Origin of the sequence: Shewanella sp. JNE2, from assembly GCF_023159115.1 — a bacterium.
Lineage (GTDB): Bacteria > Pseudomonadota > Gammaproteobacteria > Enterobacterales > Shewanellaceae > Shewanella > Shewanella putrefaciens.
Genome location: NZ_CP096169.1, coordinates 1,199,924 through 1,224,089 on the forward strand (window position 1 = coordinate 1,199,924; position 24,166 = coordinate 1,224,089).

General features: G+C 43.7%; 25 protein-coding genes. 22 read left to right on the plus strand and 3 right to left on the minus strand.

Going from position 1 to position 24,166, the window contains the following annotated elements:
- Positions 1 to 7 precede the first annotated feature (7 nt).
- The 9 genes from ptsP (at position 8) to MZ182_RS05475 (ending at position 8,187) form a co-directional block, all read left to right on the plus strand.
- Positions 8 to 2,242: a phosphoenolpyruvate--protein phosphotransferase gene (gene ptsP, locus MZ182_RS05435; RefSeq protein ID WP_014610115.1), complete on the plus strand. Its 2,235-nt coding sequence runs from the start codon at positions 8 to 10 to the stop codon at positions 2,240 to 2,242.
- A 58-nt stretch (positions 2,243 to 2,300) separates the two neighbouring features.
- Positions 2,301 to 3,101, plus strand: a complete 801-nt coding sequence (locus MZ182_RS05440) for a sulfite exporter TauE/SafE family protein (protein WP_011790289.1) — start codon at positions 2,301 to 2,303, stop codon at positions 3,099 to 3,101.
- Positions 3,102 to 3,140: 39 nt separating this feature from the next.
- Complete coding sequence (lgt, locus tag MZ182_RS05445; protein WP_011790288.1) at positions 3,141 to 3,947, plus strand: prolipoprotein diacylglyceryl transferase; 807 nt, start codon at positions 3,141 to 3,143, stop codon at positions 3,945 to 3,947.
- Positions 3,947 to 4,741 (plus strand): thymidylate synthase, encoded by a 795-nt coding sequence (gene thyA, locus MZ182_RS05450; protein WP_011790287.1) that lies wholly within the window; start codon positions 3,947 to 3,949, stop codon positions 4,739 to 4,741. The genes lgt and thyA overlap by 1 nt, the downstream gene beginning before the upstream one ends.
- 116 nt (positions 4,742 to 4,857) lie before the next feature.
- On the plus strand, positions 4,858 to 6,033 hold the full coding sequence (gene nhaA / locus MZ182_RS05455; protein ID WP_011918885.1) for a Na+/H+ antiporter NhaA: 1,176 nt from the start codon (positions 4,858 to 4,860) through the stop codon (positions 6,031 to 6,033).
- Positions 6,030 to 6,416: a hypothetical protein gene (locus tag MZ182_RS05460; protein WP_011790285.1), complete on the plus strand. Its 387-nt coding sequence runs from the start codon at positions 6,030 to 6,032 to the stop codon at positions 6,414 to 6,416. The genes nhaA and MZ182_RS05460 overlap by 4 nt, the downstream gene beginning before the upstream one ends.
- 107 nt (positions 6,417 to 6,523) lie before the next feature.
- Positions 6,524 to 7,432 carry a transcriptional activator NhaR gene (gene nhaR, locus MZ182_RS05465; protein WP_011790284.1) on the plus strand — a complete coding sequence of 303 codons (909 nt, stop codon included), beginning with the start codon at positions 6,524 to 6,526 and terminating at the stop codon, positions 7,430 to 7,432.
- Positions 7,433 to 7,517: 85 nt separating this feature from the next.
- Complete coding sequence (locus MZ182_RS05470; protein ID WP_014610118.1) at positions 7,518 to 7,766, plus strand: succinate dehydrogenase assembly factor 2; 249 nt, start codon at positions 7,518 to 7,520, stop codon at positions 7,764 to 7,766.
- Positions 7,747 to 8,187 (plus strand): protein YgfX, encoded by a 441-nt coding sequence (locus MZ182_RS05475; protein WP_041420529.1) that lies wholly within the window; start codon positions 7,747 to 7,749, stop codon positions 8,185 to 8,187. Before MZ182_RS05470 ends, MZ182_RS05475 begins: the two co-directional genes overlap by 20 nt.
- 36 nt (positions 8,188 to 8,223) lie before the next feature.
- Here MZ182_RS05475 and nadB read toward each other — a convergent pair whose 3' ends face one another.
- Positions 8,224 to 9,837: an L-aspartate oxidase gene (nadB, locus tag MZ182_RS05480; protein WP_248065600.1), complete on the minus strand. Its 1,614-nt coding sequence runs from the start codon at positions 9,835 to 9,837 to the stop codon at positions 8,224 to 8,226.
- Between the two features lie 189 nt (positions 9,838 to 10,026).
- Here nadB and rpoE point away from each other — a divergent pair, with 189 nt between their 5' ends.
- From rpoE to MZ182_RS05540, 12 genes are all read left to right on the plus strand, one after another.
- Positions 10,027 to 10,605, plus strand: coding sequence for an RNA polymerase sigma factor RpoE (rpoE, locus tag MZ182_RS05485; RefSeq protein ID WP_011790280.1), 579 nt, complete (start codon positions 10,027 to 10,029; stop codon positions 10,603 to 10,605).
- 26 nt (positions 10,606 to 10,631) lie between these two features.
- The gene (locus MZ182_RS05490; protein ID WP_248065601.1) at positions 10,632 to 11,252 is read left to right on the plus strand and encodes a sigma-E factor negative regulatory protein; all 621 of its coding nucleotides are present in this window, start codon (positions 10,632 to 10,634) and stop codon (positions 11,250 to 11,252) included.
- Between the two features lie 12 nt (positions 11,253 to 11,264).
- Positions 11,265 to 12,197, plus strand: a complete 933-nt coding sequence (locus tag MZ182_RS05495) for a MucB/RseB C-terminal domain-containing protein (RefSeq protein ID WP_011790278.1) — start codon at positions 11,265 to 11,267, stop codon at positions 12,195 to 12,197.
- A 10-nt stretch (positions 12,198 to 12,207) separates the two neighbouring features.
- On the plus strand, positions 12,208 to 12,681 hold the full coding sequence (locus tag MZ182_RS05500) for a SoxR reducing system RseC family protein (RefSeq protein ID WP_011918888.1): 474 nt from the start codon (positions 12,208 to 12,210) through the stop codon (positions 12,679 to 12,681).
- A gap of 166 nt (positions 12,682 to 12,847) precedes the next feature.
- Positions 12,848 to 14,638 (plus strand): translation elongation factor 4, encoded by a 1,791-nt coding sequence (lepA, locus tag MZ182_RS05505; RefSeq protein ID WP_011918889.1) that lies wholly within the window; start codon positions 12,848 to 12,850, stop codon positions 14,636 to 14,638.
- 172 nt (positions 14,639 to 14,810) lie between these two features.
- Positions 14,811 to 15,728 (plus strand): signal peptidase I, encoded by a 918-nt coding sequence (gene lepB / locus MZ182_RS05510; protein ID WP_248065602.1) that lies wholly within the window; start codon positions 14,811 to 14,813, stop codon positions 15,726 to 15,728.
- 1 nt (position 15,729) lies between these two features.
- Positions 15,730 to 16,410 carry a ribonuclease III gene (rnc, locus tag MZ182_RS05515; RefSeq protein ID WP_011790274.1) on the plus strand — a complete coding sequence of 227 codons (681 nt, stop codon included), beginning with the start codon at positions 15,730 to 15,732 and terminating at the stop codon, positions 16,408 to 16,410.
- The gene (gene era / locus MZ182_RS05520) at positions 16,407 to 17,423 is read left to right on the plus strand and encodes a GTPase Era (protein WP_011790273.1); all 1,017 of its coding nucleotides are present in this window, start codon (positions 16,407 to 16,409) and stop codon (positions 17,421 to 17,423) included. Before rnc ends, era begins: the two co-directional genes overlap by 4 nt.
- 27 nt (positions 17,424 to 17,450) lie before the next feature.
- Positions 17,451 to 18,161: a DNA repair protein RecO gene (gene recO / locus MZ182_RS05525; protein WP_248065603.1), complete on the plus strand. Its 711-nt coding sequence runs from the start codon at positions 17,451 to 17,453 to the stop codon at positions 18,159 to 18,161.
- A 91-nt stretch (positions 18,162 to 18,252) separates the two neighbouring features.
- Positions 18,253 to 18,990 (plus strand): pyridoxine 5'-phosphate synthase, encoded by a 738-nt coding sequence (gene pdxJ / locus MZ182_RS05530; protein ID WP_011918893.1) that lies wholly within the window; start codon positions 18,253 to 18,255, stop codon positions 18,988 to 18,990.
- Positions 18,990 to 19,373, plus strand: a complete 384-nt coding sequence (gene acpS / locus MZ182_RS05535; RefSeq protein WP_025007382.1) for a holo-ACP synthase — start codon at positions 18,990 to 18,992, stop codon at positions 19,371 to 19,373. The genes pdxJ and acpS overlap by 1 nt, the downstream gene beginning before the upstream one ends.
- A gap of 187 nt (positions 19,374 to 19,560) precedes the next feature.
- Positions 19,561 to 20,085 (plus strand): DUF962 domain-containing protein, encoded by a 525-nt coding sequence (locus tag MZ182_RS05540; protein WP_014610123.1) that lies wholly within the window; start codon positions 19,561 to 19,563, stop codon positions 20,083 to 20,085.
- Positions 20,086 to 20,149: 64 nt separating this feature from the next.
- Here MZ182_RS05540 and MZ182_RS05545 read toward each other — a convergent pair whose 3' ends face one another.
- Entirely contained in the window at positions 20,150 to 21,421 is a 1,272-nt protein-coding gene (locus tag MZ182_RS05545; protein ID WP_248065604.1) for an HlyC/CorC family transporter, read from the minus strand.
- A 100-nt stretch (positions 21,422 to 21,521) separates the two neighbouring features.
- Positions 21,522 to 22,310, minus strand: a complete 789-nt coding sequence (locus MZ182_RS05550; RefSeq protein WP_011790267.1) for an inner membrane protein YpjD — start codon at positions 22,308 to 22,310, stop codon at positions 21,522 to 21,524.
- A gap of 328 nt (positions 22,311 to 22,638) precedes the next feature.
- Between MZ182_RS05550 and ffh the strand changes: the two genes are divergently transcribed.
- Positions 22,639 to 24,012 carry a signal recognition particle protein gene (gene ffh, locus MZ182_RS05555; protein WP_011790266.1) on the plus strand — a complete coding sequence of 458 codons (1,374 nt, stop codon included), beginning with the start codon at positions 22,639 to 22,641 and terminating at the stop codon, positions 24,010 to 24,012.
- Positions 24,013 to 24,166: the final 154 nt, after the last annotated feature.

A 24,166-nucleotide genomic window follows, 5' to 3' on the forward strand; every position in this document is an offset into this window, starting at 1 on the left:
GAAAACAGTGTTAAATACGCTTAGGGATATTACGCAGGCCGTGGCATCTGCCCACAGTTTAGAAACCGCATTAGCAGTCTTAGTTTCATCCACTAAAGCGGCAATGGATACTCAATGTTGCTCCATCTACATATTAGAAGAGCAAGAACTTGTGTTGTCGGCAACCGATGGCCTTGAAAAAAGTGCTGTTGGTCGGGTGCGTATGCCGCTGACAGAGGGATTAGTTGGACTTGCCGCCCAACGTGAGGAGGCCGTCAATTTAGCAGATGCTAGGCTTCATCCAAGGTTTAAACTCTTCCCCGAGGTTGCAGAAGAAGAATACCGTGCATTTTTAGCTGTACCTATTATCTATCAGAAAGCTGTTGTTGGTGTGATAGTGGTACAGCAGGCCAGTGCTCGTCAGTTTAGCGAGGGAGAAGAGGCGTTTTTAATGACGCTTGCCGCCCAACTTGCTATGGCTATACGCGGGTTGAAGCAAAAAGCTCAGGTGAGTTCGCACAACCAACAGATTTTGTTTCAAGGGACTTCTGCATCTAATGGTATTGCCATTGCTCATGCATTCGTACTTGGTGGTGAAATTGCCCTTGAGCAGCCCGATGTGCATTGTGAGGATATCGCCATTGAATCTAGCCGATTAGCGGCTGCGATGGGACGTTGTAAAGACGCGATTGGTGCCTTATCTCAACGATTTGATCGTGAGCAAGATGACGAAGTCGTCTCTATTTTCAATGCGTTACTATTATTACTCGATGATGCTAGTTTGGGTGGTGAGTACACCCGTGAAGTGCAATTAGGGTGGGCTGCTGAGTCGGCGGTAAGTCGAGTATCCTTGCGTTATATCCAACAGTTTTTTGCAATGGAAGATCCCTATCTTAAAGAACGCGCCAGTGATATTCGCGATCTCGGTCAAAAGGTATTACGTCAGCTAATCGAGCCTGAGCGTCTTGAACTTGAACCCGATAAGCCCGTCATTCTGGTGACCCGCGAAGCTGACGCCACTATGTTAGCCGAATTTCCAAGGCAAAAACTTGCAGGAATAGTCACGGAGCTTGGTGGTGTAAACTCCCATGCGGCAATTTTAGCCCGCGCTCTTGGCGTCCCAGCGATTACGGGGGTTGAGCAATTACTGTCTGCGGATATAGATCAAAAGCTATTAGTCGTGAATGCGAGCCGTGGACAACTGATGGTATCGCCATCTCCAGCCGTTGTCAGCGAGTATCGCAGTTTGATTTCAGCGCAAAAAGCATTACAACGTCAGTATGCCCAAGAGTTGTCTTTACCTTCGGTAACCATAGATGGTTCACGTATTCGTTTGTATTTAAACGCAGGATTACTCAGTGGTGTCGCCTCTGAAATAGCCGAGGGTGCTGATGGTATTGGGCTTTATCGAACAGAAATTCCTTTTATGTTACAACAGCGCTTCCCGAGTGAATCTGAGCAAGTTAAAGTCTATCAGCAAGTTTTATTGGCAGCCTCAAATCGTCCCGTGGTGATGCGAACTCTAGATGTGGGAGGGGATAAACCTCTGCCATATTTTCCAATTAAAGAGGATAACCCTTTCCTCGGTTGGCGTGGTATTCGTTTATCCCTTGATCATCCAGAGCTTTTTTTAGTCCAGTTACGGGCGATGTTACAGGCTGGTGGTGAAGGTAAGCAGTTAAGTATTTTACTTCCAATGGTCAGTAACTTGGATGAGATTGATCAAGCTTTAGAATATTTACATCAGGCATATATTGAGCTAAAACATGATGTTAATAACAAGATTGTGATGCCGCGAATTGGCATTATGCTCGAAGTACCTGCATTGTTATATCAATTAGATGAAGTGGCTAGACGGGTCGATTTTGTTTCTGTAGGAAGTAACGATCTTACCCAATATTTGCTCGCGGTTGATCGTAATAATCCACGGGTTAGTTCTCTCTTTGATAGCTACCACCCGGGCATTTTACGCGCGCTACATCAAGCTCACCTCGATTGTCTCTATCATAAACTCGATATTAGCATTTGTGGCGAGTTGGCTGGTGAGCCGATGGGGGCGATTTTGCTGGTGGCGATGGGATATGACCAATTGAGTATGAATCAAGGTAGCTTAGCACGGATAAACTATTTACTTCGCCGTGTTGCTCGTGCTGATTTAGATCAGTTACTGTCGCAGGCGTTAAGTTTATCAAATGGTTTTCAAGTACGTGAGCTGGTTAAAGAATATTTGAATGAGCAAGGTTTAGTCACAATTCTTAATTAACTAATAGCGTTTTTTGCTTTAAGCTAAGACCTCAATTTATCGCGCTGTAGGTATTCGTGTGGATAGTTTGTTAACAGTGTTCTTTATTTGCTTAGCTTTAGGTGCATTTGTCGGTTTTATGGCGGGGTTATTAGGGATCGGTGGCGGTTTAATTGTTGTGCCAGCGCTACTTTATATTTTGCCATCAGTTGGGATTAGCTCATCTCAATTGCCACATATCGCTATTGCGACTTCATTGGCCGCAATTATTCTGACCTCCATTTCCTCTGCTAGAGCCCATCATAAGCGTGGCAATATACCTTGGTCTCTATTTAAATCTATGCTGCCAGGGCTTGTGCTTGGAGCGCTTGCTTCTGGGTTTATTGCTGAACGCATTCCCGCTGATACCCTGCAGCGAGGTTTTGCAATCTTTGTGATTTTAATGACAATTCAGATGGTTTATCCGTTTAAGACTGAGTCGAATCGTCAGTTACCTAATGCTTTTGTGCTTTTTGTTGCATCTGCTTTTATTGCGGTATTGGCAGGATTAACGGGAATCGGCGGCGGTATTCTGGTTGTACCATTTTTGACTTTTTATGGTTTACAGATGCGTCAAGCTGTTGGTTTTTCTGCTGCGATGGGCTTCTTAATCTCTCTTTCTGGCAGTTTTGGATATATTATCGCAGGGATGGACGCTCCTGAATTACCTTATGGTACCGTTGGTTTTATCTACTTACCCGCCCTGTTTGGTTTAATTATCACTTCTATTTTTATGGCGCCAGTAGGCGTAAAAGCCGCGAGTACTTTGCCGACACCTGTATTAAAAAAAATATTTGCACTCTTACTTTTGTGTGTTGGTCTTAAGTTAATTTTGGCCTAGTAGCAGAGCCACTTTTTTGACGATGTTTATGGATGTTTTATGGCATTAAGTTTTCCCGATATCGATCCGGTGATCGTACAATTTGGCCCGTTTGATATTTTAGGACAAACTTTTGAGCCTGCCTTACGTTGGTATGGTTTTACTTATTTAATCGGCTTTGTGGCTGCAATGTGGCTGTTAAACCGTTATGCAGAGCGTTCTAAGGGTGTTTGGACAAAAGAACAAGTATCCGATCTTTTATTTTATGGTTTTTTAGGCGTGATTTTAGGAGGACGCGTTGGATATGTGCTCTTCTATCATTTTGATTATTTTCTCGAAAGTCCAATGTATTTGTTTAAGATTTCCGAAGGCGGAATGTCTTTTCATGGTGGACTAATCGGCGTTATTAGTGCCATGTTCTATATCGCTTGGAAGCAACATCGTCCTTTTTTTGCTGTTGCGGATATGGTCGCACCTGTCGTCCCTATTGGTTTGGGAGCAGGGCGCATTGGTAATTTTATCAATGGTGAACTTTGGGGGCGGGTGACCGACGTGCCTTGGGGGATGGTATTTCCTTCGGGCGGCTCAGCACCGCGCCATCCTTCACAGCTATACCAGTTTGCCTTAGAAGGCGTTGCGTTATTTATTATTCTTTATTGGTTTAGCAAACGCACAACAAAAGTGGGTGCAGTGTCAGGTATGTTTCTATTGGGCTACGGTATTTTCCGGGTTGTCGTTGAAACGGTAAGGCAGCCTGATGAGCAACTGGGGCTTTATTGGGGCATGATGACCATGGGGCAGATCCTATCTGTACCAATGATTTTGTTCGGTTTATATTTAATTTTTCGTCCACAGGATAAGCAGTAATGCAACAGTATTTAGACTTAATGAAGCACATTTTAGCTGAGGGTGTGGATAAATCGGATCGTACCGGTACTGGAACTCGTTCAGTATTTGGATATCAAATGCGTTTTGATTTAAGTAAAGGATTTCCCTTAGTAACGACTAAAAAATGCCATATGCGCTCTATTATTCATGAGTTACTGTGGTTCCTGAAAGGTGAGACTAACATTGCTTACCTTCGTGAAAATAAAGTGAGTATTTGGGATGAATGGGCCGATGATAATGGCGATTTAGGCCCGGTTTATGGCGCCCAATGGCGGAGCTGGCCAACTCAGAGTGGTGATGCTATTGACCAAATATCACAAGTTATCGCTCAGATTAAAGCTCAACCAGACTCTCGTCGTTTAATCGTTTCTGCATGGAATGTTGGTGAACTCGATAAAATGGCTTTAGCGCCTTGCCATGCTTTTTTTCAGTTCTATGTGGCTGATGGCAAGTTATCCTGTCAGCTCTATCAACGCAGTTGTGATGTTTTCCTCGGCTTACCATTTAATATTGCTAGTTACGCACTACTAACGATGATGGTTGCCCAGCAGTGTGATTTAGCGCTTGGTGATTTTGTGTGGACAGGGGGGGATACGCATTTGTATTCCAATCATATGGAACAAACAGTGCTGCAATTGAGCCGGGAACCCAAACCGTTACCTTTAATGACGATTCTGCGTAAACCTGAATCTATTTTCGACTATCAATTCGAAGATTTTGAACTGACAAATTACAATCCTCATCCTCACATCAAAGCTCCTGTCGCCGTTTAGGTACATTTTTCGAGCAAACACCTCGGAATAGCCGAGGTGTTTTGTCGAAACTTACGATTATACTAGTTGTTACTATTCGTCTACACTCAATACATTATGGTTTTTCGGAGTGTAAGATGGAAAAAGCAATTAGAAATTTTCTAAGCCAAGAGTCAGCGGGCGGCATCCTATTATTGGTTGCTGTTGTCTTTGCTATGCTGATGGCTAATTCTCCTTTATCAGGACTTTATCAAGGTTTTTTAGGGACTGATGTCCAAGTTCGCGTGGGTGCGTTAGATATTCATAAACCTTTATTACTCTGGATTAATGATGGCCTAATGGCATTATTCTTCCTGCTGATTGGGTTAGAAGTGAAGCGTGAGTTACTCGAAGGGGCGTTATCAAGTGTTGCCCAAGCATCGCTGCCTAGTTTTGCTGCTATTGGTGGGATGTTAGTTCCTGCTGGTATTTATTTGTTATTTAACTATGGCGACCCAGTGACTCAAGCGGGATGGGCAATTCCTGCTGCAACTGATATTGCTTTTGCTTTGGGGATTATGGCCTTACTCGGTAATAGAGTCCCTGTTGCATTAAAAGTTTTTCTTTTAGCACTCGCGATTATCGATGATCTGGGTGTTATTGTGATTATTGCCCTATTTTATAGTAGTGACTTATCAACCATTAGTTTAGCGATTGCTAGTGTCGCGATTCTTGGTCTTGTGGGGTTAAACCGTAAAGGCATTACAGCATTGACGCCTTACGGGATTTTAGGCCTGATCCTTTGGGTTGCGGTGCTTAAATCTGGTGTTCATGCCACTCTAGCGGGTGTCATTATTGCCTTTTGTATACCACTGCGTGCTAAAGATGGAAGTTCACCTTCTGAACATCTTGAGCACAGTTTACATCCATGGAGTAATTTTCTCATTTTACCCGTGTTTGCTTTTGCGAATGCGGGGGTTGCTCTAGGAAATATGAGTTTAGATACCTTGCTCTCGCCTGTTCCTATCGGTATTGCATTAGGCTTGATATTAGGTAAGCCCATCGGTGTCATGTTATTTAGCTTTATTGCGGTTAAGTTAAAGTTAGCTCGATTACCCGATAATGTTGGGTGGATGCAAATTGCACCTGTGGCGGCTATGTGTGGTATTGGATTTACCATGTCGATGTTTATTGCATCCTTAGCTTTTGAGCAAGCTGATCCTATGTACGGTGATTTGGCTCGCCTAGGAACTCTAATTGGTTCGTTTATTGCGGCATTGGTTGGATATTTCTGGCTGTCGAAAGTATTACCTAAAAAAGGAGTATTACTATGATAAAAATTAAGCTGTTGGGAATGGCCATATTCTTTTCTTTATCATCAACTGCAATGGCGACGCAAATAGAGGCTTGTAATAAGGACGTCACATCATTGACTTGCCAAAGCTATCTTGAGGGGATTGTTGATGGTGCTCTGATGTTTAAGCCTGAATCATTAGGTGCAAGACTTGAAACTAACGGTTACGAGTCCAGAGCACTTAAATACCGCGGAGGTAAGCGTTTCCAAGAAGCTAATCGAACTTATTGCGCTAGTCGTATTCCTGACCGTAATAGCCTAGTTTTAGGTGTCACAGAGGCAGTCAGTACTGGTACCGCTGCTGATTTAGAACAGTTACAGGGTATTGTCGTTAACTTATTAGATTGCCAACGTTTAAAATAACCTCTATGAATGAACCACCATGGTGAATGCTATGGTGGCGCTTTTGTGACGGTAATGATTCTCGTTGTATCGAGATCACGTTTAGCGATAAGGGAAAACAAGCGGCTATGCTGCATCTCAATTATAACCATTTATATTATTTCTGGATGATCAAAAAAAAGGGCTCTGTTGCTAAGGCGGCTGAGGCCCTTTTCTTGACACCACAAACAATCACAGGTCAGATCAGAGCCTTAGAAGACCGGCTTAATGGTAGCTTATTCAAGCGTGTGGGGCGTAGTCTTGAGGCGACTGAACTCGGGGAGCTTGTCTTTCGCTATGCAGATAAGATGTTTAGCTTAAGCTATGAAATGCTCGACCTACTGAACTACCAAAAAGATAATGCCATTCTCTTTGAAGTGGGTATTGCTGATGCTCTATCTAAAGCGTTGGTTAGTCGAGTTTTATTATCTGTAGTACCTAGTGATAGCTCAATGCATTTAGCCTGTTATGAGGCGACACATGAGAGTTTAATGGCACGTTTACGTGAACATAAACTGGATATGATTCTATCGGATTGTGCTGGAGAGTCGCTAAAGTACCCAGAGATTTTATCTAAAAAATTGGGAGAGTGTGGCGTCAGTTTTTTTTCAGCAGACACTTACAGCGCCGACTTTCCTGCATGTTTAGAACAAGGTCGCCTATTGATTCCTGGACGTAAAACCTCCCTTGGACAGCAGTTATATCGCTGGTTTGACGAGCAAAATCTTAATGTAAAAATTCTCGGGGAATTTGATGATGCTGCGATGATGAAGGCTTTTGGCTACCTTAAACGCGGTATATTTGTCACACCGTCTATTTATCGCCAAGAAGTTATCTCCCACGGTATGAATCTGCTTGGTGAAACCCATGATGTGAAGGAGGAGTATCACGTGATGTTTGCTGAGCGTATGATCCAACATCCCGCAGTTAAGCGATTGCTCGAAACGGATTTTAGTGATTTGTTTGCTGGTCTAGATGCACAAGTTCAGCAATGCTAATTTTTGTGTAATTCAGACTGGTTTCATCGACACTCCAACACTGCTACTGATAAACTAATGCGAACTCTACTTTGGGAGAAATACCTTGGAATTAATGAATATTGCACGGGTTCGTTGGGCATGTCGTCGTGGAATGTTGGAATTGGATGTGCTGTTTCAACCTTTCGTCGAGAATATTTATCAAGATTTGTCAGATATAGATAAAGCATCGTTTATTCGATTATTAGAATGTGAAGATCCTGAGTTGTTTGCTTGGTTTATGGGGCATGAAGCCTGTCCTGATGCAGAGCTAGCTCGCATGGTTGTTAAAGTTCGTGGAAGAGCAGCACCATAGTTTCAGCGTAAAAGCCTCCTTCGACCAACGGCTCTCGTTGGTCGTTTTTATGTGCGTTTGTTCCTCATCATTCCTTATTTGGCCTTATACAGAACATTGGTTAGTGGCGCTGCTACGGCTTGGATTGTTTTTGTTATCCGTTAGCTTTTTGATATGGCAATTGTGGAGGCTTAAGGACTGGCGTTTAAGCTTTATGCTTAATGGTAAAGGTGACGGTCGATTATCCACGGGAGAACATTTCAGAATTTTAAGGCGCACATGGGTTACCCCATTTGTATGTATGATATACATCGATGTTGAAGAAAATACGCGTTTAGTATTGCTTTGGGCCGATATGTTTACGGGTGTTGACTATAGACATTTATGCCGATTATTGCTTAAGGCTAAAATGCTGCAAGCTAAATCTCAGGTTGAAATTTAGCTTGCATAATGAATGTCTGAACGGACAAATTTTCGCTTACTTAATAGGTTGTAAAATAGTTGGACGAGGTGAGTCGAGTTTCTCTGGATGATCAATATTGTAATGCAGTCCTCGGCTTTCTTTACGTTCCATGGCACAACGGATTATAAGCTCTGCTACTTGCACTAAATTTCGCAGTTCTAACAAGTTATTACTCACTCTAAAGTTACTGTAATACTCTTGAATTTCCTGTTGTAACATTAAACAGCGACGCAGTGCCCGCTCTAAGCGTTTATCTGAGCGAACAATTCCTACGTAGTCCCACATGAATAGCCGCAGCTCATGCCAGTTATGGGCGATAACGACTTCTTCATCCGAGTTAGAGACTTTACTCTCATCCCAAGGAGGAATTTGCCCAGGCAATTGAATTTTATGTAATTGGCTTTCAATATCATGGGATGCTGCACGGGCAAACACTAAACATTCGAGAAGCGAGTTACTCGCAAGGCGATTGGCTCCATGAAGACCTGTATAGGCGACTTCTCCTATCGCGTAAAGACCATTGAGATCAGTTTGGCCATGCAAATCGGTCATCACACCGCCACAGGTATAGTGTGCTGCAGGAACAACCGGAATTGCATCTTGAGTAATATCAATACCTAATTCTAAGCAACGGCTATAAATGGTTGGGAAGTGCTTAACAATAAAATCAGCGTCTTTGTGGCTGATATCTAGGTATACGCAGTCAACCCCGAGACGTTTCATTTCGTAATCGATAGCCCGAGCAACAATATCGCGGGGGGCGAGTTCGGCACGTTCATCAAAATCTGGCATAAAACGGCTACCATCAGGACGGCGTAGATAAGCGCCTTCGCCGCGAAGGGCTTCGGTCAACAAAAAGTTACGAGCATCGGCATGGTATAAACAAGTGGGGTGAAATTGATTAAACTCCATATTTGCCACTCGGCAACCGGCACGCCATGCCATGGCTATTCCGTCACCACTGGCAACATCCGGGTTAGATGTATACTGATAAACTTTTGAACAGCCACCAGTTGCCAAAGCGACAAATTTAGCTTTTACAGTTTCAACATGCTCTTCATTACGATTCCACACATAAGCCCCTAGAACGCGATTCCCTGGGCGATTTAGTTTACGAGTCGTAATTAAATCAATGGCGTTATAGCGTTCTAATACTTGAATATTAGGGTGGGCTAGTGCACGAGCTTGCAAGGTTGTTTGCACTTCCTTACCTGTGGCATCGGCAGCATGCAAAATACGTCTGTGACTGTGACCACCTTCACGGGTGAGGTGATAGGGAGCGTCCGCAGCGTTGCCACCGTTTGTTTCTTCTTTATCAAAGGCAACACCGCATTGGATAAGCCATTGCATAGCACTTTTGGCATTTTCAGCGGTAAAAGTCACAACGTCTTTATCGCACAAGCCTGCTCCAGCGATCAAAGTATCAGCGACATGGGATTCGATAGTGTCGCCTTCATCGAAGACGGAAGCGATACCGCCTTGAGCGTAGTAGGTCGACCCTTCAGAGAGTGGGCCTTTTGAGAGCAGAATTACTTTCGCTTTTTCAGCAAGATGCAAAGCTAGTGTCAGACCTGCGGCACCGCTACCTATGACTAATATGTCAGATTGGTGTTCAACTACTTGTTTCATCGGGTATCATGATGTGACTGAGAGTACCACCTATGGTAAACCAACTGACGGATTATGGGTACTTTCCTTTTATCCTTACTTTTTTTGTATAATTTTAAGAACTTTTTCAAAGCCCGCGAGTCTACATAAGTGAATATGATTCGAGCGACTGAGAAATCAGCATTTTAGATTTGGGAGAAGTCGGCTCGGATGAGTGGACAAATAAGTGATCAACAATTAGTTGAGCGCGTACAACGGGGAGATAAAAACGCTTTTAACCTGTTAGTGCTTAAATATCAAAGTAAAGTTATCAGCTTGATTTCGCGATACGTACGTAATCAAGCAGACGTTGCCGATGTAGCACAGGAAGCGTTTATCAAAGCCTATAGAGCTTTGCCAAACTTTCGTGGAGAAAGTGCGTTTTATACCTGGTTGTACCGTATTGCAGTAAACACTGCAAAAAATTATCTCGTATCACAGGGACGTAGAGCGCCTGCAAATGACGTTGATGCAGAAGATGCCGAATATTATGAAGGTAGTGATGCACTGAAGGAGTTCGCCTCCCCAGAACGGCTAATGTTATCGGATGAAATCAAAAAAGTGATCTTCGATACCTTAGAAACACTGCCAGAAGAATTGCGAATGGCTATCTCGTTGCGTGAACTCGATGGTATGAGTTACGAAGATATTGCCATAGTCATGGATTGCCCCGTTGGGACCGTAAGATCGCGTATCTTCCGTGCCCGAGAGGCTATCGATAAAAAACTCCAGCCTCTACTGGAAGAGTAACACCCTTATATTTAGACAGGTGAACAATGGACAAATTAGGTCAAGAATGGGTATCTGCCGCGGTCGATGGAGAGACTGATGCGCATACCATGGCAGAATTAGTTGCCGATACGCATTCGCATAGTAAGTGGCATAACTATCATATGATAGGGGATGCTATGCGAGGTGAGTTACCTCAGACTATTGTGTTAGATCTTTCCGCTAACATTGCTGCGGCAATTGAGCTTGAACCTGCGATTGTCGCCCCTCGAATTACGGCTCCTGAAATCGGCTCGCCTGCGCAAGTCTCGGTAGATACAGGTAGTAGTCGCGTTGTACCATTATTCAAGCAATTTGGGCAGTATGCTATTGCCGCAGCCGTTGCGATGTTTGCGATTGTGGGGGTACAAAATTACAATCAAAATGTTGATGATATGGCATCACCATCTCCGGTATTAATGACTCGCCCATTAGTTGGCAGTGCATCGCCTGTGAGCTTGCAAACTGGCCCTGTGCAACAGAGTCAAGGCTATACTAATGAGCAGATGAATGAACAACGTCGCAGAATTAATACTTATATCCAAGATCATATGTTGCAACAACGATTGAACACAGGTGTAGTTCTAGAGGACAATAACGAGGTTACCCCCGTTTCTGTTAATAAGTAGTAAGGAGTTAGCTTGCGTCTAATCCTGTTGGCTTTATTAGCCTTGGTATTTCCTGCAATTGCGCAGGAAGATATGCCCGCCAAAGTCTGGCTCGAAAAAATGAGTCAGGCTTTAAAAGAAAAAGAGTTTAAAGCATCAATTATTCAACTTCAGGCCGATCATATTCGGCCTTTGGTTTATATCCATGGTAAGGTTAATAATCAAGAAGTTGCTTTTCTAGAGTACCTTAATGGCCCACCTAAAAATGCCGTTCGAGTGGGTAATAGAGTCACTTTTATTGAGCATGACCAACCTGCCTATAGCATCATATCTAACCATATTCAGGGTGTTTGGCCCGCCGTATTTTCTGCCAATACGGGAGATTTAGAAGTCGGTTACCAGTTTGTTTTGGGTGGTCGAACTCGGATTGCTGGGCGTCCTGGACAAATGATCCGTTTATTACCTAATGATGAATATCGTTATGGTTTTCAAGTTTGGCTCGACATGGATACATTTCTCCCTTTGAGATACGACATGCTGACTCAAGATAAACAATTACTTGAGCAGATTATGGTGATTGAATTGATTGAGTTTAGTGAGCCTCCCTCTATCTTACAGGAAGCTTATAAGCAAGAGTGGCCCGCGGTTATTGATCAAGCAGAACGTCAAGATGGTCAGAATTGGCAATTTTCTTGGTTACCGGCAGGATTTACAGTGGTTGTTCGAGATCATCATCGCTTAATTGGTAGCCATGAGGCGGTTGAATATATCGCATTGACTGATGGGCTTGCCAATATTTCAGTTTACGTTGCTCGAGCAGGGACAAGCCCATTGCCGGAGGAGTTGATTACCCGTAATGGCCTATCGCTTGTTTCTGAAAAGGTAGGTAATGCAGAAGTTGTTGCCGTCGGTAAAGTTCCTACCGCGACACTCGCTCGCATTGCTAAAAGCCTAACATTGCAATAGGGGCTTGGCTATGATGGAAGAAGTGGCGAGAGTCGTTAGTGCTGATAAGCATGGTTGGTTGACCGTAGAAGTAGAGCTTAAGAGTACCTGTAAAAGTTGTAGTGGCAGTGAATCCTGTGGTACTTCAGCAATTGCTCAGGCATTTTCATCAAAAACACAGCAATTCTCTATTCAAAGTGAGCGTGTTTGTGAGCCCGGCGAGCTATTGAAGCTAGGGCTTCCAGAGAGTGTTATCCTAAAAGCAGCAGCATTGATATACCTTATTCCACTATTTGGATTATTCATTGGCGCTGCTTTAGGGCAGTTTTTAGGCCATCTTTTTGATGTTGATTCTAATCTTTTTGCAATAGCATTAGCCACACTTGGCGCGTTACTTGCGTGGTCATTTGGTAGAAATAAAGCTAAACAGCTTGAAGTTGATGCCCATCCTGTGATTTTGGCTTATTTAGGTGTAGGTGTTAGTTTAGATAAATTATCCGATTAATTTCAATTGATTAAAGTTTTATTTATGGCAATTATCATTCGTGTTAATTGCCATTTTTTGGCATAAATATAACGAGGAGTGAATCTGATTGGTATTAAAACCGCAATCAGGTACAATTTCGCTCCTTTGAACCGTATCCATTTTCAGTATTAGTCATTGCAGCATAATGAAACACATTAGAAACTTCTCAATTATTGCCCATATCGACCACGGTAAATCGACGCTATCAGATCGTCTTATTCAGGTTTGTGGCGGTTTAACCGACCGTGAAATGGATTCTCAAGTGCTCGATTCTATGGATCTTGAGCGTGAGCGTGGTATCACGATTAAGGCACAAAGTGTCACTTTGGATTATAAAGCCAAAGATGGCCAAGTCTATCAACTCAATTTTATTGATACCCCAGGCCACGTTGACTTTTCATATGAGGTGTCACGGTCCTTAGCTGCTTGTGAAGGCGCTTTGCTGGTGGTTGATGCGGGTCAGGGCGTAGAAGCTCAGACATTGGCAAACTGTTATACCGCGCTGGATATGAATCTGGATGTGGTACCTATTTTAAACAAAATTGACTTACCACAAGCCGATCCAGAACGTGTTGCCGCCGAGATTGAAGATATTGTTGGCATTGATGCTATGGATGCGGTGCGTTGTTCGGCTAAAACGGGTGTCGGTGTCGATGATGTTTTAGAAGTCATTGTTGCCAAAATTCCACCGCCAGAAGGCGATCCTGATGCACCACTACAAGCCTTAATCATTGATTCTTGGTTTGATAACTACCTAGGCGTAGTCTCTTTAGTGCGGATTAAACACGGTAGCCTGAAAAAAGGTGACAAGTTTAAGGTGATGTCCACCGGGCAAAACCATACTGCGGATCGCGTGGGTATTTTCACGCCAAAACAGACCGATAAGACTGAACTTAAAACTGGTGAAGTTGGCTTTGTGATTGCGGGTCTGAAGGAAATTCACGGTGCACCCGTGGGTGATACTTTGACCTTAGCAAAAAATGGCGCGGATAAGCCTTTGCCTGGTTTTAAAAAGGTTAAACCACAGGTATACGCGGGTGTATTCCCGATTTCGACCGATGAATATGAGAACTTCCGCGATGCGCTGAACAAACTCAGTTTGAATGATGCATCATTATTCTTCGAACCAGAAAGTTCATCTGCACTCGGTTTTGGTTTCCGTATTGGCTATTTAGGCCTGCTCCACATGGAGATCGTGCAAGAGCGCTTAGAACGTGAATACAATCTAGAGTTGATCACGACTGCGCCAACCGTAGTGTATGAAGTGGTGATGACCAACGGTGAAACGATTTACGTCGATAACCCGTCTGATTTGCCCGCGATCAACAATATTGAAGAAATGCGTGAGCCGATTGTTGAGGCCAATATTTTAGTGCCAAAAGAATACTTAGGTAACGTGATTACCCTTTGTATTGAAAAGCGTGGTACTCAAGTCAATATGGTTTACCACGGTAACCAAGTAGCTGTGACTTACCATTTGCCAATGGCAGAAGTGGTCATGGACTTTTTTGATCGTCTGAAATCAACCAGTCGTGGTTATGCATCACTCGAATATAACTTTATTCGTTTTGATCCCGCGGACATGGTGCGCTTAGATATCCTTATCAACGGCGACCGTGTTGATGCGCTTGCAATGGTTATCCATAGATCCAATATTCGTCACCGTGGTTTAGCTTTAGTTGAAAAGATGAAAGAGCTAATTCCCCGTCAAATGTTTGATATTGCGATTCAAGCAGCGGTGGGCAGCCAAATTATTGCTCGTTCAACCGTTAAAGCCCTACGTAAAGACGTAACGGCAAAATGTTATGGTGGCGACGTTTCCCGTAAGAAAAAACTCTTAAATAAACAAAAAGAGGGTAAAAAACGGATGAAACAAGTCGGTAACGTTGAAGTGCCACAGGAGGCATTTTTAGCGGTACTTAAGCTCAACGAGTAATCGTGGCCGTGAGCAGTATAATTTAGTTGACTATTGCGCCGCAGTTTGCGGCGCTTTAGTTAGGTTATTGCATGATTCTGTGACGTTTTTAGATAAATGCGGTAAGTTAACTAAAGTTCGATATTCGCTGAGTTAGGAACCTTTAATTTTTCAGGCAGGAGTTCAATAAGCAATGGCAGCCTATTTTTCGATTATTTTAGTATTGGTAACCCTTATTTCGGGGCTTATCTGGTTAGTAGATGTGTTGGTTTTTGCCCCTAAGCGCCGCGATAATTTAGCGTTAGCAAAGGTTTCTCAGGCCAATTTAACTGAAGAAGCTGAGTACCAAATTATTCGTGAGTCGACCATAGTCGAAACTGCGCATTCTATCTTCCCTGTGATTGCCTTTGTGTTGATCCTGCGTTCATTCATTTATGAGCCATTTCAAATTCCATCGGGTTCTATGATGCCAACCCTCTTGGTGGGTGATTTCATTTTGGTGGAAAAATTTAGCTATGGTCTTAAAGATCCTGTATGGCGCACTAAATTAGTCGAAACAGGCGAGCCAAAGCGTGGTGATGTGGTGGTGTTTAAATATCCTGAAAATCCGCAAATTGATTACATCAAGCGTGTAATTGGTTTACCGGGTGATCGCATCATTTACCGCAATAAGCAGTTAATGCTTCAAAAAGTCTGTGGCGCAGAGCAAGTTAATTGTCCTGAACCCGAAGTCGTGGCTCGCACCGAGGTTAGCCGTGGTGATTTTAGTCAAGACGGTGTGCCTTTATTGCGTTATACCGAGCAACTTGGTGATGTTGCCCACGATATTTTAATTAATCCTACCCGTCCTGACATGCTGGGATATTTTAAGCGTGAAGGTAATTTACCCGCAGGTGAATTTGTCGTGCCAGAAGGCCATTATTTCACAATGGGTGATAACCGTGATAACAGTACCGACAGTCGTTTCTGGGGTTTTGTGCCTGAAGAAAACCTAGTAGGTAAAGCGGTAGCGATTTGGATCAGTTTTGAATTTGACCGTTCACAGGCTGGCTTGCTGCCTACTTGGGTGCCAAGCGGCGTTCGTTTTGAGCGTGTAGGTGGAATTAAATAGCATGGAACCGATTAAAAATTTGCCTCGTTTGTGTCGTACTTTGGGCTATGAGTTCACTCAAATTGAACTCTTAACTCAAGCTTTGACCCATAGAAGTGCGGCAAATAAGCACAATGAACGTTTAGAGTTTTTAGGTGATTCGATTTTATCTATCGTAATATCCGACGCACTTTATCATCAGTTTCCTAAGGCGACTGAGGGCGATTTAAGCCGCATGCGTGCAACTTTAGTACGTGGTGATACTTTAACGATCATTGCCCAGGAGTTTAAACTCGGCGATTATTTATATCTCGGCCCCGGTGAATTAAAAAGCGGTGGATTTCGCCGTGAATCGATTCTTGCCGATGCGGTAGAGGCCATTATTGGTGCAATTTATCTCGATTCTGATCTCGAAGTGTGCCGAAAATTACTGCTAACTTGGTATGCCGAGCGTTTAGCTGAGATTCAACCGGGTGTGAGCCAAAAGGATGCCAAAACCTTACTGCAAGAATATTTACAAGGGTTGAAAAAGCCCTTGCCTGACTATCAAGTTATCAACATAGAAGGCGATGCTCACGATCAGACATTTACCGTTGAGTGTCGTATTGAAGACTTGAGTCAAAGCGTGATTGGTGTGGCGAGTTCACGTCGCAAAGCCGAACAAATCGCGGCCGCTCAAGTATTGGAGTTACTAAAGAAATGACAAAAAAAACAGACTTGTCAGGTATCGATGCTGCGAATGCGGCAACTGAGCCGAGTTTAGATGAATTACTGGCAAGGATGAATGCGGCTGCGCCAACGCCGTCGGCCCAATACGATGTCACTTATTGTGGCATGGTGGCGATTATTGGTCGCCCTAACGTGGGTAAATCAACTTTGCTCAATCGTTTGCTTGGCCAAAAGATAAGCATTACCTCTAAAAAGCCACAAACGACCCGTCACCGTATTATGGGTATTCATACCGATGGTCCTAAGCAAATCGTGTTTATCGATACGCCAGGTTTGCATATCGAAGAACAGCGGGCGATTAACCGTCTGATGAACCGCGCCGCAGCAAGTTCGCTTGCCGATGTGGCTATGGTGATCTTCGTGGTCGACGGCATGACGTGGACCGCCGATGATGAAATGGTTTTAAGTAAACTGCGCCGTGGCGGTGAAGAACGTAAAACTATTTTAGCCATTAATAAAGTGGATAATATCAAAGATAAAGAAGCGCTTTTTCCCTATTTGGAAGAAGTGGCAAAGAAGTATCCTTTCGATGAAATTTTACCGATTTCTGCCAGTAAAGGCACCAATGTACAGCGCATTTTAGAATTAGCTGCGGCATCTTTGCCACAAAACCCGTTCTTCTTTCCTGAAGACTATGTTACAGATCGCTCGCAACGATTTATGGCATCGGAAATTGTGCGTGAAAAACTGATGCGCTTCTTAGGGGATGAATTACCCTATGATGCGACAGTTGAAATTGAGCAGTTTAAGATGATGGAAAATGGCGTTTATCAGATTAATGCCTTGATCCTTGTTGAGCGCGAAGGTCAAAAGCGTATGGTGATCGGTAGCAAAGGCGAACGCATTCGCACTATTGCGACTCAAGCTCGCCTCGATATGGAAACCTTATTTGATAACAAAGTTTTCCTCGAAGTGTGGGTAAAAGTGAAATCCGGTTGGGCCGATGATGAACGTGCCCTACGTAGCTTAGGTTACGGTGACGATTAATTTATTTATCTTTGAGTGCGCTTATCGATGAAACGTGGCTATGTTCTGCATCATCGTCCGTATCGAGAGTCCAGTGTCTTAGTTAACCTTTTAGTTGATGGCATTGGTCGGGTTGATGTGGTTGCCCGAACGGGCAGCGGTAAGCGCTCTATCAAGAGCATTCTCCAACCTTTTCAACCGCTGATCTTTGAATTTAGCGGTAAGTCTGAGTTAAAAACATTAACCCAAATCGAAGCGGCTGCGCCTGCGGTACCTCTTTCTGGCCAAAGTTTGTTTGCTGGCATGTATATCAATGAGTTACTGGTTCGCACTCTGTCTGTGCAGCACCACGCCGAAGCGTTATTTCTCATTTATCACCGAGCCTTAGTCGGTCTTGCCGCGAAGTTTTGCCAATCCCAGTTGCGTTATATTGAACTCGCCTTACTGCAAGAGTTAGGCGCAATGCCATCCCTTAGCCGCGATACTTTGGGGGAGACACTGGTTCCTGACGATTATTACCAACTCGTGCCTGAATTAGGCTTTCAATTTGTGCTCAACTCCCGTGCTCGTAATGCCTATCAAGGTGCCATGTTGATGGCGCTTAACGATAATCAATTGACTGAAGCACAATTTTTGAGTGCTAAGTTATTAATGCGCTCGCTATTAAAGCCATTACTCGGGACTAAACCTTTGCTCAGTCGGCAATTGTTCGTTAATTCTGCTACGCCAACTAAGATTGATGGGAATAATTCGCCATAGCACCTGTTTTTAGCGTGAGCTTCAGTGTTTTTTTGTGTGAGGCTAAGTACAATAGGCCGCAATATCAGCGTTAAACATTAAGGAGTTCCCGATGAGCCGTATCTTATTGGGCGTGAATATCGACCATATTGCTACTCTGCGCCAAGCCCGTGGCACCAGTTATCCCGATCCTGTGCATGCAGCTGCCGTTGCTGAACATGCTGGCGCCGATGGCATCACTATCCATTTGCGTGAAGACCGACGCCATATCATAGACCGCGATGTATATCTGTTGGCAAAAACCTTGAAAACCCGCATGAATTTTGAATGTGCTGTGACCGAAGAAATGCTTAACATCGCCTGTGAAATTAAGCCGACCTATGTCTGTTTAGTGCCAGAAAAACGCCAAGAAGTCACCACTGAAGGCGGCTTAGATGTGGCAGGGCAGTTAGATAAAATCACTGCTGCAGTGACTCGTTTAGCCGCAGAGGGCATTCAAGTTTCCTTATTTATCGATGCGGATAAAACTCAAATTGATGCCGCTGTTGCCTCTGGCGCACCGCTTATTGAAATTCATACGGGCTGTTATGCCGATGCTAAAACTGAAGCGGAAGAAGCTATTGAGTTAGCGCGTATTAGCGAAATGGCAAAATACGCCCATGGCAAAGGCTTAGTGGTTAACGCGGGTCATGGTTTGCATTATCACAACGTTAAACCCATCGCGGCGATTCCTGAGTTATATGAGCTCAATATCGGTCATGCGATTGTCGCACGTGCTGCCATTGACGGTTTAGCGACGGCAGTGAAAGACATGAAAGCGTTAATGCTTGAAGGTCGCCGAGGCGAATAATGGCGATAGTCGGCCTAGGCACTGATATTGTCGAGATTGAGCGTATTGAGGCCCATGTTGCGCGTTCTGGCGACAAGCTGGCTAGACGCGTGCTGACTGAGGCTGAATTGGCGATTTATATCGCCCATAGTCAGCCGAATCGCTATCTTGCTAAACGATTTGCGGCAAAAGAAGCAGCCGCTAAAGCGTTAGGGACAGGTATTGGCCGTGGAGTGTCTTTTCAACACATTCATATTGGTAATACGCCAGATGGTGCGCCCACTATTCGCTTTACCGATGGAGCGCAGCAGCGTTTGGCTTTCCTCAATGGTGTCTTTGGACATATTTCGATCGCGGATGAAAAGTCTTATGCCATTGCGACTGTGATCCTCGAATCGTGCTGATATCTTATGTTTGATGATGCAGGGAGCTTTATGCTCCCTTTTTACTGCTTTGTGTTTGATTGTAATATTTTTGTTACTTATGCTGTTCAGTCGATTATTTTTGGGCTAGTTTATGGTCTAGGCGTCATGTATGGCGCAAATTTATAGGAACCAGAAACGTATAGGGACAGAGCAAAAGGAGCCCAAGATGAAATCCGCCGCAGAGCAGTTATCAACCTACAAAAGTGTGCATCTAAATCATCGTAATATTCAGACCCATTTTGTGGGTATCCCACTGATTATTTGGTCTGCTTTTTTATTACTGGCGACAATCCGCATACCATTGGGGAGTTTGGGTGACATCAGTTTAGGTCTCGTTTTAGGGGGACTCGTGCTGGTTTATTATGTGCGTCTACATGTTAAGTTGGCACTAGGCTTGACTCTTTTTTTGATCCCAGTGCTTTATACTACTGAGCTTGTTGCTCATTTTTCCTATGCCGTTTGGTTAGCCTTAGCCCTCTTTATTGTCGGATGGATATTTCAATTAATTGGTCATCGATATGAAAAAGCTAAGCCTGCATTTGTGGATGACTTAAATCAGTTATTAATTGGGCCGTTTTTTTTAATGGCAGAAGTTTACTTTATGCTTGGACTAGAAAAGTCACTTAATGAGCAAATCACGGCAGTCGCAATTGAAAAGCGTCGTATGCTTGAGGCGCAAAAAAGCAAATAAATTTCGTGGTGCACAAAATCGGCTAAACCATTAAGCCGATTTTGTTTAATTGATGAAAGCTAAGCTAACGAGGTGGATGGTAATGTATAGGAATAACTCGCACTGTTTTTACCATGTTATCGGCAACTTCTATGACTTCTATCGGATAGCCGGCGAGGCGTAAGCTGGTGTTTTCTGAAGGAATATCTTCTAGGTATTCTAAAATTAACCCATTAAGTGTCTTAGGCCCATCTGTTGGAAAATCCCACTTCATTTCTTTATTTAAATCACGAATTGTAATGCTAGCATCCACTAAATAGCTGCCATCCTGCTGCACAGTAATATCTTCACTTGGTGCTGTAACCATTGAAGTGGTGAAATCGCCTACAATTTCTTCTAGGATATCTTCCAGCGTTACTAAGCCTTGAATATCGCCATATTCGTCAACCACCAAACCAATCCGTTCTTTATTTTGTTGAAAATTAGCTAGTTGGACATTAAGCGGTGTCCCTTCTGGAATAAAATAAAGCTCTTTTACTGCGCGGAGCAGTGATGATTTACTAAATTGTTTTTTTGATTGTAGGCGTAATGCATCGCGTAAATGGATAAAACCCACCGCATCGTCAATCGTATCGCGGTACACCAATACTCGAGTATGGGGACTTTGGATAACTTGGCGATTGATAACCTTAAACTCATCATTCACATTGATCGCATAGAGATCAGAGCGTGGCACCATAATATCTTCAACGGTGACTTTCTCTAAGTCCAAAATAGATAACAACATTTCTTGGTGACGTTGGGGGATAAGTGCTCCGGCCTCATGTACGACAGTACGTAATTCTTCTTGGCTTAAGGCATCGCTGCTATTAACGGTTTTAATGCCCATTAAACGTAAAAAGCCGGAAGTGATTAAATTAACTCCCTTTACCAATGGTGCTAATAAGACTAACAACCAACGTAAGAGTACACTGGATGGGAAGGCAATCCGCTCAGGATTCAAGGCGGCGATAGTTTTAGGCGTAACTTCGGCAAAGACTAACACGACTAAGGTGAGCACCCCTGTTGCAATGGCAACACCTAAATCTCCCCAAAGTCGCATTCCGATGATAGTCGCAATAGCAGAAGCTAATATATTGACTAAGTTATTGCCGATCAGAATAAGGCCGATAAGTCGATCTGGTCGTTCTAACAATTTTAATGCCCGTATAGCGCCTTTATGGCCATTGGAGGCGAGGTGTCTTAAACGATAACGATTGAGGGTCATCATGGCGGTTTCTGAGCCTGAAAAATAGGCGGAGAACATGATGAGCACTAGTAGGAAAATAAGGAGTGCGCTTGTCGATATAGCGTCCAAAAATAGGCTCCAATATGGCCAGTAAACTTAAGTAGATACCGATATTTAAAAAAGTGTCAAGTCAGTTAAGACCTTTACGATCTCAGCTGACTTAACATTATTAACTGAGGATCAACTCTTTGACAATTCGTGCTCCAAAATAAGCGAGCGTCAGCAGGCCTGCACCTGTAAGGGTATAAATGACAGCAGTACGAATTTTACAACCGACCCAGTATTGTTGCCACAGCATAGTGATATACACAAACCACGCCATTATTGACAGTATGGCTTTGTGGCCTTTGCCATCGGCAAACATATCATCGAGGAAGATGAACCCTGTCGCTAGCGATAAACTGAGCAAAATCACCCCAATAATCACGAGATGATAAAGCTGTTTCTCAACTGTCATTAGTGGGGGAATACCGGGACTTAGCATCAATTGTTTTTTCTTGAGCTTGTTTTGGATCATGGCGAGTTGTATTGCATACAAAGCGGCAATCATTAATGCGCTATAGGCCATAAGTGACAAGACAACGTGAGCTAACACTTCGGGATAGAGTTCAAAATGGATGATAAATTTAGGCGGTAATAGCCAAAGTAGGGCTACAGATAACACAGAACAGGCATAGACCACGGGGACGACAACAATCACTTTAAGCCTAAACATCAACACAGTGAAAGTGAAGGCGATAATCCAGTTTACGAGTGAGATGACATTCGTCAGGCTAAAATTTTGGCCGTCTGTAGTGAAAATTCCCTGTGAAAGGGCTGCAGCATGTAATATCACGGCAATCGATGCGACACCCGCAACGGCCCTACGATTTGGACCTTCGGGATGAAAAAGTCGGCTTGTCACTAATACCAACGCAATGCAATAAAAAAACATGGCTGAGGCAGAAAAGATGACCATGGGTAATTAACCTATTTTGTGTTGTTAAAGGTGCCTTAAATTCCCGCTGAATCTTGCATCTTCAGGTTGTTTGGGTATTAACTGGGCAGACAGATCAAAATTTTATTTAGAATAACATGGGCTGCCAGTAAATGGGCAGTGACTTGAGTTGCAAAATTTAGCAGATTCTTGTTGTTAATCATAAATAATTCGTAATTACCACTAAAACATGAGTCTGTGCGAGTAAAATACGCAAGTGCCATCAAGATTTTTGTGGCAGTAGCATAATGCGCCCGCATCGTTATAATACAGGCATTAATCGAGATTCTTAAAGGTATAGAACAGGACGATGTTTGAGAACCTAACCGACAGACTGTCACGCACGCTGAAAAATATCAGTGGCCGTGGTCGCTTAACCGAAGAAAACGTTAAGGAAACCCTGCGCGAAGTGCGTATGGCACTGCTGGAGGCGGATGTTGCCCTGCCTGTGGTGCGTGAATTTGTTAACAATGTGAAAGAACGTGCCGTTGGCCAAGAAGTGGCTAAAAGCTTAAGCCCTGGTCAAGCCTTTATTAAGATTGTTCAAAGCGAACTTGAAAAATCCATGGGCGAAGCGAACGAAGCCCTCGATTTAGCCACTCAACCGCCAGCCGTATTAATGATGGCGGGTCTGCAAGGTGCCGGTAAAACGACTAGCGTCGCCAAGCTTGGTAAATTGCTGCGCACTCGCCATAAGAAATCCGTATTAGTCGTTAGTGCAGACGTATATCGTCCAGCAGCGATTAAGCAGCTTGAAACCTTAGCCGCTGAGGTCGATGTCGAGTTTTTCCCATCGGATGTGAGTCAAAAACCGATAGATATTGCGAAAGCGGCTATTGCCCACGCAAAACTGAAATTTATTGATGTAGTGATCATCGATACGGCGGGTCGTCTACACGTCGACGAAGCCATGATGGATGAAATCAAGGCACTTCATGCTGCGGTTAAACCTATCGAAACACTATTTGTTGTCGATGCGATGACAGGGCAAGATGCGGCAAACACCGCTAAGGCCTTTAATGAAGCTTTGCCATTGACTGGGGTTATCTTAACCAAAGTCGATGGCGATGCCCGCGGTGGTGCGGCGTTATCGATTCGCCACATTACGGGCAAGCCGATTAAATTCCTTGGTGTGGGTGAAAAGACAGACGCGTTAGAGCCATTCCACCCAGACCGTATCGCTTCACGCATTTTGGGTATGGGCGATGTGTTATCGCTTATCGAAGAAGTTGAACGTGGCGTCGATAAAGAAAAGGCCATGAAACTCGCATCGAAAGTGAAGCAAGGTGGCAGTTTCGATTTAGAGGATTTCCGTGAACAGTTACAGCAAATGAAAAACATGGGCGGTATGATGAACATGCTGGAAAAACTGCCAGGTGTTGGTCAGTTGCCGCCTGAAGCCCTCGCGCAAATTCAAGATGGCAAGATGACCGGCCAAATGGAAGCTATCATTAATTCGATGACTTCCAAGGAGCGTAAAAACCCTGATTTAATCAAGGGCTCACGCAAGCGTCGTATTGCAGCGGGTTCTGGCACGCAAATTCAAGACGTAAACCGTTTATTGAAACAGTTTACTCAAATGCAAAAGATGATGAAAAAAATGTCGGCCAAGGGCGGCATGCAAAAAATGATGCGCGGAATGCGTGGCATGATGCCGGGCGGTATGAAATTTCCAGGACGCTAATCCTATCTATTTTTACTAAAGTTAATGCATTATCAGTTGGTTGATTCTGACTATGATGACGAAGGCATCAAAGGGGCAGGCTTAATAATCGCCAGATTGGGTTGCATTCGTTGAAAAGTCAGGTAAAATCTTCCGGCTTTCTATCTGGGACTCT